Raw genomic sequence first — 10,097 nt, 5'->3', positions numbered from 1 at the left:
CCGCTTCATCACGGCGACGGGACGCGGCGTGACCCGCCTCGACGGCCGGGGCGTCTACACGGGCGAGCCCCGTCCGGTGCTCCTCTCCCTTTTGGGGCCGCGCCAGGTGGCGAACCTCAAGCGCTTCCTCAAGGAGAAGGACCCCCATGCTTTCGTTTCCATCTGCGACGCCTCGGAGGTGCTGGGGCAGGGCTTCAAGAACTGGCGCTCCCTGTAGCCGGGACGCAGCGGCGTCCCGTGGGCTATAATGGCAGGAGGAAAAGCTGCCGGTGCGCGGGAGCCCCAGGGGGCCCCGCACTTCTGCATTTTTTGACGTTGACATTATCATTTTGAGGTGACTGCCTGAATGCTGTGGAAGAGTTTAAGGAAGATGCTGGGGCTGGACCCCAACGACCGCGCCCTCAGGAAGTACGGGGCGCAGGTCGAGGACGTCAACGCCCTGTCGGACGCGATGGAGGCCAGGAGCGTCGAGGAGCTGCGGACCCTCGGAGCGGAGCTGCGCGCACACGCGCGGGAGGGCGCGGACCTGAACGAGCTCCTGCCGGAGGTCTTCGCGCTGGCCCGCGAGGTGTCCTGGAGGACGATCGGCCTGCGCCATTACGACGTCCAGCTGATCGGTGGCATGGCCCTGCACGACGGGCACATCGCCGAGATGAAGACTGGCGAGGGCAAGACGCTGGTGGCAACTCTGGCCGTCGTCCTCAACGCCCTGAAGGGGGAGGGCGTCCACCTCGTGACCGTGAACGACTACCTGGCCCGGCGCGACGCCGCCTGGATGGCTCCCATCTACAACTTCCTGGGGCTCTCCGTGGGGGTGATCTATCCCTACATGCCGGCCGAGGAGCGTTACGAGGCCTACAGGGCGGACATAACCTACGGCACGAACAGCGAGTTCGGCTTCGATTACCTGCGCGACAACATGGTGATGCGCGCGGACCAGATGGTGCAGCGCCCGCACGCCTACTGCATCGTGGACGAGGTGGACTCCATCCTCATCGACGAGGCCCGGACGCCCCTCATCATCTCAGGCCCCTCGGACGACAACGTGGACCTCTACGTGAAGGCGGACGGCGTGGCCCGCCAGCTCAAGGAGGGGGCCGACTACGAGAAGGACGAGAAGGAGCGCAGCATCGCCGTCACGGAGGCGGGCATCCAGCGCTGCGAGGACGCCCTGAAGCTGCCGGGGCTCTTCTCCGACGCGGCACATTCCGACCTGGCACACCGCATCGTGCAGGCGCTGAAGGCGCACCGTCTCTTTACCCGAGACGTGGATTACGTGGTGAAGGACGGGGAGATCGTGATCGTGGACGAGTTCACGGGACGCCTTATGGTGGGGCGCCGCTACTCCGACGGGCTCCATCAGGCCATCGAGGCGAAGGAGCGCGTCAAGGTTGGGCGTGAGAGCCAGACGCTTGCCACGATCACCCTTCAGAACTACTTCCGCATGTACAGAAAGCTCGCGGGCATGACGGGAACGGCCGCAACGGAGGCCGAGGAGTTTAAGGAGATCTACGGCCTGCAGGTGGTGACGATTCCCACCCACCGCCCGATGATCCGAAAGGACAACCCCGACGTGATCTACGGCACGATGGTGGAGAAGTTCAACGCCGTCGCGGACGACGTGGAGGAGTGCCACAAGCGCGGACAGCCCGTCCTGGTGGGGACCACCTCCATCGAGAATTCGGAGCGGGTCAGCAAGCTGTTGAAGGCCCGCCACGTGCCCCACCAGGTGCTGAACGCGAAGCACCACGAGAAGGAGGCCCACATCGTGGCCCAGGCGGGACACGAGGGAGCGGTGACCGTCGCCACGAACATGGCGGGCCGCGGCACGGACATCATGCTGGGAGGGAACCCGGAGTTTCTGGCCAGGGAGAAGCTCCTGACCACCCGACCCAACATCGACTGGGGCGGGAGCGGACTGGACGAGGAGAGCGTCTACGAGTACTTCGTGCGCTACTCCAACCTGGACACGGAGAACCTGGCGGCGAACTACCTGAAGGAGCAGCGCATCAACGCGGCCGAGGGCGCGGAGATCGCCGGGCGGCTGCGGGGGTTCTTCGCCAGGATCAAGGAGGCCTACGACGCCTGCCTTGCGGACTTCTCCGCCGCCTGCCGCGAGGAGCACGAGAAGGTGGCGGCGCTGGGCGGCCTGGCGATCGTGGGGACGGAGCGGCACGAGTCCCGCCGCATCGACAACCAGCTGCGCGGGCGGTCCGGCCGTCAGGGCGACCCGGGCAGCAGCCGTTTCTACCTCTCCCTTGAGGACAACCTGCTGCGCCTCTTCGGCTCCGAGCGCATTCAGGGCCTGATGGGGAAGCTGGGGATGACGGACGGAGAGGCCATCGAGTCGGGGATGCTCTCCAGGATCATCGAATCGTCGCAGCACAAGGTCGAGGAGATGCACTTCGACATCCGAAAGCAGCTCCTGGCCTACGACAACGTGATGAACCAGCAGCGAGAAGCGGTCTACCACGAGCGGCACATGATTCTGACGGACGAGGACGTCGTCGCCTACGGTCGGGACGTGGTCCACGGCGTCGCCTCCTCGATCCTGGACCACTACTTCCCGGAGGAGGGAGAGGCGGACCCGGCGAGGGCCGAGGCGCGCTTCCGTGCCCTCTTCGGGGCGGGGAGCGGGGACGAGGTGGCGCGGGTGGACAGCCGCGCCGGGCTGGAGCTGGTGCGCGAGGAGATCCTGAAGGAAATCGAATCCCGCTACGACCGGAAGATGGCAACCCTGCCGCCGGAGGTGGCGGAGGGCCTGGTGCGGTACGTCCTGCTGAACACGCTGGACAACGCCTGGCGCGATCACCTGCTGGCCATGGACGAGCTGCGCCGGGGGATCGGGCTCCGGGCCATCGGCCAGAAGGACCCACTGATCGAGTATCAGTTCGAGTCCTTCAACCTGTTCCAGGAGATGATGGAGCGGGTCAAGGAGGCCATCGCGGAGCAGATCTTCCGCGTGCAGGTCGTCTCTGCGGAGGGGCCCTCCAGGGAGCGGCGCGTTTCCGAGAGCCGGGATTTTCAGCTTCCGGGCTTCAGCCCGGAGGGCAGGGGAGAGGACCCGCTGCCCCAGCCGGGAGGCGAGAAGCGCCAGCCCGTGCGCCGGGGGACGAAGATCGGGCGAAACGACCCGTGCCCCTGCGGGAGCGGGAAGAAGTACAAGCATTGCTGCGGGAAGGGGCTCTAGGGGATGGAGATGCGCTTCGATGGGAACGCCGCCGTCCCCGGCAAAACGCGAGCCACCCCTCGCGGCCCCGCCTGTGGGGTTGGAACGAGGCTGTGCCGGCTCCTGGCGGCGTGGCTCTTGCTGACAGCCGCCCTGGCTCTGCCCGCCGCAGCGCAGGACGGGGAGGTGCCGGAGTACAGCGTCGCGCGTATGCGCCAGCTCAACCCGGACTTCACCACCTACCCCGACGCCCAGGGGATCGTCTGGCTGCGCCGGGAGGTCTTTGGACGGGGCGACAAGGGAGGGATGGAGCGGACGCACCTGTGGGTCATCCTGGGCCGCAGGGGCCTGGACGACCGCTGGCTGACCTGGCGTATTCCGGACCCCGCAGGGGGACGGGCGGAGGTCCTGCAGGCTTGCGTCTACTCCTTCGACACGGGAGAGAAGCTCCGGGACGTGACGCCGACCGTCGAGGGAGGGCTCCAGACCGTGAGCTTCCGGGACCTGCCGGAGCCCTTCATCCTGGCGATCGCCTGGCGGGACGTAGCGCCCGATGCCCTGGCCTTTGAGGACCTCGTCTGGCTGCAGGAGTCTCTTCCCGTCTGGGAGTCCAACGTGGAGGTGCATCTCCTCCCGTCCCAGTCCGTCGTCTTTCGCGCCTTCCCCCAGGAGCTGGAGCCGGAGGTCCGACGGACCCCTCAGGAGGCCGTCTACAGCTGGCGCGTCATCAACGCCGCACCCTTCGAGTCGAAGGGGCTGGTGCGCTCCCGGAGGTCGGGGCTGGCCTTCAGCATGAGGCGGGAGAGAGCGGGCCTGATCCGGTTGATGCGTTCGGATGCCGGCGAGCTCCCCAACGCGCCGGACGCCGCAAGGGCAGGGTTTCGCAGGTCCGCCGAGGAGGGCGTGAAGGGGCTCCTCAACTGGCTTTTCCTTCAGCCGGAGCTTCACCTGCCCGATGGGACCCGGCGAAAGGTCCCGGATGCGGCGCCCTGGACCCGGAACGAAAAGCTGCTTTTGGCGAAGGCCTGGCTGGCGCAGGAAGGGGTGGACGCGCCCATGAGGTGGCGCCTTCCCGTCGAGCCTGAGGAGGAGCCCCCCCTGTCCCGTGAGCTCCTGCAGGACGCCCTGCTGGAGCTCCCCGCGTTCCACGGAAAGCAGCGGACGCGGGACAGCGTCTTCTACGACATGAGTGCCCCCTTTGACGGAGGGTCCTCCGTGTCCCTGCAGGGGGAGCGGGTCTTCGGCCTCTCCGTCGACGGCAGCCTGTCGCGGAAGGAGGTGCCCGTCTCCAGGGCAGCGGCAAACCGCCTGTTCGCCGCCATGGAGCTCAAGATGGACGAGCAGGGGAGGCTGACCGGCGCCGTGCGCCTGCTCCTTCGGGGAGCCTGGATTTCCTTCCTGCTGCCGCAGCAGTCCCCCGCGGAGACGGAGGCGCGCGCCGCCCTGCTGGAGCTCTTCCCCGACCTTCGCCATTACGAGGACGTCCAGTGCCGGCGGAGCGGGGAGGGGCTGGAGCTCTCCTTTGCCCTGAAGGAAAAGCCCGGCGTGGCCGGGATCGGCGGGAGTGGCCTGCTGGCGGTGCCGCCGGCCTTTCTGCCGAAGGCCTTCAGCGCGCTGGGAGGGCAGTCCGGTCCCCTTGAGCTGCGCTTCCCCTTCGTCCTGGAGCAGAGGTGGACGATCGGGTTACCCCGCAGCGCGGAGCGCATCCTCGATGAGGGGGAGACGAAGCGGACGCCGGACAGGATCAACTACAGCGACAGCTGCAAGGCATGGCGTCATCGGGTGGTGGGCTCGGCTCGGTGCGAGGTCGATACGCTCAGGGTGGCGGAGGGCGATCTGGCGCTGCTCCGGCGCTGCGTAGGGCTGTGGCAGGCCTTCGCAGAGAGGCATATTCCTGTGCAGTTGAAGCGCTGACTTTGGGAGGAACGATGAGAATGGACGAGAATTTTTCCAGGTTGAACGCAGCGGAGGCTGCGTTGGTTCGGGCCCTGCGCTCCGCAGCCCTGAGGACGGCCGAGGAGTGCGGAAAGGAGCTGCCGGAGGCCCTGTCCTTTGAGCTCGAACGCCCCAGGCGCGCGGACCAGGGGGACCGGGCCAGCAACGTCGCCATGCAGCTGGCGCGGGCCTTCTCGATGCCTCCGCGCGACATTGCGGCCCGGATCGCCGGCTCCCTGCAGGAGGGGTGCCGGGACCTGCTTGACAGGGTGGAGGTCGCGGGACCGGGGTTCATCAACCTCTTCCTCTCCCCCAGGTGGTTTGCCGAAGCCGCGTCGCAGGTCCTGCAGCAGGGGGAGCGCTACGGGGCGGTGGACATGGGCCACGGCCGCAAGGTCCAGGTGGAGTTCGTCAGCGCCAACCCGACGGGGCCGCTGCACATCGGCCACGGCCGCGGCGCGGCCGTCGGCGACGCCGTGGCGCGCATCCTGAGCTTCACGGGCTGGAACGTGGAACGAGAGTATTACCTCAACGATGCCGGGCTGCAGATCGAGACGCTGGGGAGGTCCGCACAGGCCCGCTACTTCGAGGTCTGCGGCAAGTCGGAGCTCGCCCCGCTGCCGGAGGACGGCTACAAGGGCGACTACCTGCTGGAACTGGCGGAGCAGATCCGGAAGGAGGAGGGGGACCGCTTCCTCGCCACTCCCCTCGCGGAGAGCCTCCCCTGGTTTGAACGGTACGCAGCGGACCAAATCCTCGATGGGATACGCAAGGACCTGGAGCGCTTTGGGGTCCTCTTCGACAGCTGGTTCTCCGAGGCGTCGCTCTACGAGCGGGACCAGGTGAGCCACGCCATCGAGGACCTGAAGGAGCGAGGCTACGCCTTTGAAGCGAACGGCGCGCTGTGGTTCAAGTCAACGGCCTTCGCGGACGACAAGGATCGGGTCCTGATCCGGAGCAACGGCGTCCCGACGTACTTCGCCTCCGACGTCGCCTACCATCATGACAAGTTCGTGCGTCGGGGGTTCGACCGGGTCATCGACGTTTGGGGCGCGGACCACCACGGCTATGTCCCGCGCATGGAGGCGGCCGTCGAGGCGATGGGCCGGGCCCCCGGCGACTTCAAGGCCCTCCTGATCCAGCTGGTGTCCCTGAAGCGCGACGGGAAGCTCGTGGGCATGTCGACGCGCGCCGGCGAGTTCGTCACGCTCAAGGAGGTCCTGGACGAGGTCGGGGTGGACGCGACGCGCTTCTTCTTCCTCATGCGGCGCAGCGACAGCCAGCTGGACTTCGACCTGAGCCTGGCGAAGAAGCAGAGCAACGACAACCCCGTCTACTACCTCCAGTACGCCCATGCCCGCATATCGAGCATCCTTCGGGAATGGGAGGGGCGCGGCGGCGATGCGGCGGAGCTGCGACGAGACGGGACGCCCCTTCCCGACCTGCTGTTTGACAACAAGGATGCGCGGGCCCTGGCCGAAACGCTGGCGGTCTTTCCGGTGGAGATGGCCGGGGCCTCCGTGGACCTGGCGCCCCACATGGTGGCGGCCTACGCTCTGAACCTGGCGGGGGCGTTCCACTCCTTCTATAACACGAACCGCATCCTGGGGGAGAGCACGGAGGTTGAGCACGGCCGCCTGCGCCTGGCGGAGGCGGTGCGCATCGTCCTCGCCACCTGTCTGGGCCTGCTTGGGGTCAGCGCTCCGGAACGGATGTAGCGCCATGGCGATGCCCCCGCTGAGGCGGATCGCCCTGATCGCGTTGCTCGGCGTCCTGGCGCTGATCATGGTGACGCACTACGCCTTTGAAGTGAGCCGGATCGAGCAGATCCGGAGCGCGATCGACGAGCGGGAGGACCTCCTTCAGAAGAAGAAGGAAAACGTCAGAAACTACGAGGAGAAGGTGTCCTTCTACAAGACGCGGGAGGGGATCGAGCACCTGGCCCGCGAGCAGTACAACCTTGTGACCTCGGGCGAGCGCGTCATCCTGCTGGCGAGCCCCGGCGTTCCGTCCGGCGATCTGCCCTGAAGGCGTCTGCCGCCTGACCAGACCGTCGCGTCACAGGCTGGGGTCCTCCTCGCGCGTGCGGCCTGCGCGGGCGAGGGCCCCGGCGGCGTTTGAAACGCCCAGGGCGCGGTAAAGCCTCAGGACGTGGTATTTGGCCGTGCTGTGGGCAATCCCCAGGTCCTTCGCGATCTCCCCGTAGCTCGCGTTCCTCTCAAGAAGTTCCAAGATACGAACCTGTCTGTCGCTCAGGGCAGGGACCGCCTCTGTCTCCACTTTCGATGGAGGCAGAGGCGCCGTATCGGTCCCGGCCATGGCCGCCCGGACCCGGACCGCGAAGTCGATCCAGAGTGCCTTGCGCGTTTTGAGAGTCCGCAGCAGGGCGTCCAGGATCGGGGCGAGGACGGGCGCGTCGTCGATGAAGAGCCTCGAGAAATTGCAGAGCGCCGCGATCTTGAGCGCCCTCCTGATGCAGGAGAGGCTTTCCCTGCGGTTTCCCAGGTTCCTGTAAGCGATCGAGAGCAACAAAGAGGCCTCGATCATGTCCAGTCTGCGCCGAAAACTCATCCCCAGCTTCAGCAGTTTCTCCCCGAACAGCACGGCCAGGGCGTCCTCACGGACGGCGAGCAGCGCCCGGGCTGTGACGAAATGCTGGTGCATCCGATACAGGGGCAAACTGTCGGACAGGGGTGCAGCGTAGGAATCCAGCCACTCCCGCGCCGCCGTCTCATCTCCGCCGGCGATGCGGGAGGCATAGCGCCAGGCCCTGAGGCTGGAACGCAGGGACAGGAGGCCTTCCCTCTCGATGCGCCGTTCCGTTTCCGCCTCGATCCTGGCGGCCTCATCCGTCCGCCCCATCCCCTTCAGGATGGCCGACAGGATCAGGTCGGCGGCGAACCGCACCTCCGCCCTGCAGGGCGTCGTTTCCATCATCTCCTGGGCCCTCAGAGCCCGGAAGCAGGCCTCAGGGAGACGGCTGCTCTCGTAGAGTATCCCGGCAAGCTGGCACTCCAGCACGACCAGGTGCTCATTTCCCAAAAGGGAGGTAAAGGCCTTTCGCCTTCTTGCGGCCTGGGCGTAGAGGCTGCGGCCCCGCGCCAGGTCCGACTGGTCCATCAAGGACCGGTGCAGCACGGGCATGGCCGCGGTGAAGGTCCCCACCCAGAACGGTCCATCGGCCAGGAAGGGTTCCAGGTCCTTTCGTCCCGCCAGGAAATCGTCCGTATAGCGGTCGATAGGCCTTCGGAAGTCCAGGGCCCGAAGCACCCAGAAAAACTGAAACGCGTCCCTGTCCGCCTTCTTGCAGGAATCGCCCTTCTGGCTTCGCCGTTCCAGCTCTCGTTCGATCTTATCCATAAGCCGGAGGAACTTCCGGGCATCCCCCTCCACGTAGTACACGAACGCGCATTGGGCCATGATGGGAAGGTTCCCCTCAAAAAGGGCCTCACGTCCGCCGATCACGTATTCCTTGAAGAACGCGATGCGATCCTCGATCGAACTGAAGGCGGCGATCCGCCGAAAGGCTGCGCAGCAGGCGGACAGTCCTCTGGAATCGGAACATCGGATGTAGTGCGCCGCGGCGGCGTAATAGTCCTCCTCCTCAAAGAGCGCGTCGGCCACCTTTTTTTCCAGAGCGTGAATTTCCTCGACACGGCAGTTTTCGGCGAGCTTCTCCCTCAGGAAGTCACGAAAGAGGTCGTGCAGACGGTAGCGCCCGTTTCCCAGGCTGGAGACGAAGGCCAGGTTCCGGGACAGGGATTCGAGGATTTCGGCACTGTCCTGACGTCCCGTCAGGCGGCGACACAGCTGCCCGTCCAGCAGGTCGGGCAGGGAGGCCTGCATCAGGAAGTCTTGAACCTGGGCGTCCCAACCGCTCCAGACGTGGACGTCCAGGTAGCGGCGCAGCAGCTCTTCCCCGTGCAGCGTTTCGTGGGGGGAAATTTCTTTGTTTCCTCCAGCCTCTCCCGGCGCTCCACGCCCCATCAAAAGGGCCTCCACCGCTATGGGCCAGCCCGCGGTCCGCCTCAGGAGGTCGAGGGCCTGGCTGGGGGAGAGGCCGTTTCGCAGCAGGAGCCTGCGCAGTTCCTCCTCGTCGAAGGCCAGGTCGCGGGCGTCCAGGACGGTCATGCCGCCCTTCAGGATGGCGTCCAGGAAGACGTCCGGGGGCTCGTTCCGGCTCAGGAGGCAGACGGTGAAGCCGGCGGGGAGGCGTTTTCGGAGCAGGGGCAACGCCCGCAGTACCGCCCCGTCCCGCAGGTGGTGGAGGTCGTCCAGGACCAGGACGTACTTTTTTTCGTTGGGGAGGAGCAGGTCCAGAGCGTCGAACAGGGAGTCCAGGAAGGGGGGCCGTACCCGCTCTGCGGCCCGGGCCAGCCTTCGGTTCGCCCTCTGGGCGAAGGCGAGGCCCCCAAGGAACTTGCGGACGAAACGGCCCTCGTTGTTGTCGTAGGGGTCCAGCGTGATCCAGGCGTGCTTGTTGCGCTGCGGGGCCAGCCACTGCGAAACGGCAAGGCTCTTTCCGAATCCGCCCGGAGCCCCCACGTAGATCCACTGCCCTCCTCGCTCCTTTGCGGATTCCAGAATCGCGTTCACCCTCGCGCGGGGCAGGACCCCCTTCCCTGCACGGGGCGGAAGAAAATGTTCCTCGGACATGAGCGTCCTCCTTAAAATTCGGTCTTCAAAGGCATGGAAGCCCTCTTGAAGATGGAGTACCTCTCCTGCAAAGGTTTCTTATGCTCACAATTATACAAGAGCGCGCAGGAAACCGGGGATGGCTCTTTGAACTGGATGCCCAACCAAAAACTTTTTCTTTTTCAAAAAAAAGCCGCTTTTTTACCTCAAAATCCTGACCTCAGGTCATGGACCCCTATCCGGGTGGGGCATAGAATACTCTGGATAAGGGGATCGACCCCCTGTCTATTCAACCTCGCTATGGGGAAGGGAGTTTTTGTGAATGTGGAGCAAGCGTATCGGTGTTTTGTCGGTGTTG

Annotated in this window: 7 protein-coding genes; 6 read left to right on the top strand and 1 reads right to left on the bottom strand. The window is 66.0% G+C overall.

Annotation, left to right across the window (positions count from 1 at the left end; translation table 11 throughout):
- From Q0629_RS00425 to Q0629_RS00405, 5 genes are all read left to right on the top strand, one after another.
- Nucleotides 1-217: YitT family protein (locus Q0629_RS00425; protein ID WP_298777552.1), on the top strand; the 217-nt coding region annotated here is incomplete at its 5' end.
- Between the two features lie 129 nt (nt 218-346).
- Entirely contained in the window at nt 347-3,190 is a 2,844-nt protein-coding gene (secA, locus tag Q0629_RS00420) for a preprotein translocase subunit SecA (RefSeq protein ID WP_366122842.1), read from the top strand.
- Nucleotides 3,191-3,193: 3 nt separating this feature from the next.
- Nucleotides 3,194-5,083 (top strand): hypothetical protein, encoded by a 1,890-nt coding sequence (locus Q0629_RS00415; protein ID WP_298777550.1) that lies wholly within the window; start codon nt 3,194-3,196, stop codon nt 5,081-5,083.
- A 20-nt stretch (nt 5,084-5,103) separates the two neighbouring features.
- Nucleotides 5,104-6,822, top strand: a complete 1,719-nt coding sequence (argS, locus tag Q0629_RS00410; RefSeq protein ID WP_298777548.1) for an arginine--tRNA ligase — start codon at nt 5,104-5,106, stop codon at nt 6,820-6,822.
- Nucleotides 6,823-6,826: 4 nt separating this feature from the next.
- On the top strand, nt 6,827-7,132 hold the full coding sequence (locus Q0629_RS00405) for a septum formation initiator family protein (protein WP_298777546.1): 306 nt from the start codon (nt 6,827-6,829) through the stop codon (nt 7,130-7,132).
- Between the two features lie 30 nt (nt 7,133-7,162).
- Here the strand turns inward: Q0629_RS00405 and Q0629_RS00400 are convergent, their stop codons facing one another.
- Nucleotides 7,163-9,760 carry a LuxR C-terminal-related transcriptional regulator gene (locus Q0629_RS00400; protein WP_298777544.1) on the bottom strand — a complete coding sequence of 866 codons (2,598 nt, stop codon included), beginning with the start codon at nt 9,758-9,760 and terminating at the stop codon, nt 7,163-7,165.
- 51 nt (nt 9,761-9,811) lie between these two features.
- Between Q0629_RS00400 and Q0629_RS00395 the strand changes: the two genes are divergently transcribed.
- Nucleotides 9,812-10,097 (top strand): hypothetical protein (locus Q0629_RS00395; RefSeq protein WP_298777540.1); only part of this gene is annotated, 286 nt, incomplete at its 3' end.

It is taken from the genome of uncultured Fretibacterium sp., from assembly GCF_938030725.1.
Taxonomy (GTDB): Bacteria; Synergistota; Synergistia; order Synergistales; family Aminobacteriaceae; genus Fretibacterium.
Note: the sequence above shows the minus strand (reverse complement) of the source record. Positions and strands in the feature narration are given on the sequence as shown.